Here is a 1,293-nt window from a genome sequence, read left to right as displayed (position 1 = left end):
TCCTCGGCGTCGGCGGCCGCGCGGCCCCGCTCGTGCCGCGCATCGCCGTCCCCACGGCCCGCCGCGTGCTGCGGCACATGGTCTCCCACCTGATCGTCGACGCGCGGGACCGGCAGCTCGGCAAGGCCATCGCGGCCCTGCGCGACGAGCACACCCGGCTGAACATCAACCTGCTGGGCGAGGCGATCCTCGGTCAGGGCGAGGCGGACCGCCGGCTCGAGGGCATCGCCGCGCTGATCCGCCGCGACGACGTCGACTACGTGTCCGTGAAGGTCTCCGCCGCCACCGCCCCGCACGCGCCCTACGCGTTCGACGAGGCCGTCGCGGACATCACCGAGCGGCTCACCCCGCTGTTCGAGCTCGCCCGGGACCGGGACACCTTCATCAACCTGGACATGGAGGAGTACCGCGACCTCGACCTCACGCTCAACGTGTTCACCGCCCTGCTCGAGCAGCCGGGCCTGCGCGACTACGAGGCCGGCATCGTGCTGCAGGCCTACCTGCCGGACGCGCTCGCGGCCATGGTGCGCCTGCAGGAGTGGGCCGCGCGCCGCGTCGCCGCCGGCGGCGCCCCGGTCAAGGTGCGCGTGGTCAAGGGCGCCAACCTGCCCATGGAGCGGATGCAGGCCTCCCTCACGGGCTGGCCGCTGGCCACGGTGGGCTCGAAGCAGGAGGCGGACACCAACTACAAGCGCGTGCTCAACTACGCGCTCACCCCGGAGCATCTGGCCCACGTGCGCATCGGCGTGGCCGGGCACAACCTCTTCGACGTCGCCCTCGCCCACCGGCTGATCGAGCACCGCGGCCTCGACCCGGCCGCGGTGGAGTTCGAGATGCTGCTCGGCATGGCCACCGGCCAGGCCGCCGCCGTCCGGGCCGACGTCGGCGCCCTGCTGCTCTACACGCCCGTGGTGCGGCCCGAGGAGTTCGACGTGGCGATCTCCTACCTCGTGCGCCGCCTCGAGGAGGGCGCCTCCCCGGAGAACTTCATGTCCGCCGTGTTCGACCTGGACGCGGACGCGGACCTGTTCGCCCGCGAGGAGGAGCGCTTCCGCGCCTCGCTGCGCCACCTGGACGCGGCCGTGCCCCGTCCGAACCGCCTCCAGGACCGGTCCCGCGGGGAGGACGGGCCGACCCCCGCCCCCGTGGACGGCTTCGCCAACACCCCGGACACGGACCCCGCGCTGCCCGGCAACCGGGAGTGGGCCCGCCGGATCCTCGCGGCCGTCCCGGGCTCGGCCCTCGGGACGGACACCGTCCGCGCCCACCGCGCCACCACGGCCGACGACGCCC

The 1,293-nt window shown here is 74.5% G+C and carries 1 protein-coding gene; it reads left to right on the top strand.

The window, feature by feature from the left end; genetic code table 11:
• Positions 1-1,293 (top strand): proline dehydrogenase family protein (locus HMPREF3105_RS00250; protein WP_210401402.1); only part of this gene is annotated, 1,293 nt, incomplete at both ends.

This window comes from Micrococcus sp. HMSC31B01 (assembly GCF_001816085.1).
GTDB classification, from domain to species: domain Bacteria; phylum Actinomycetota; class Actinomycetes; order Actinomycetales; family Micrococcaceae; genus Micrococcus; species Micrococcus luteus.
Note: the sequence above shows the minus strand (reverse complement) of the source record. Positions and strands in the feature narration are given on the sequence as shown.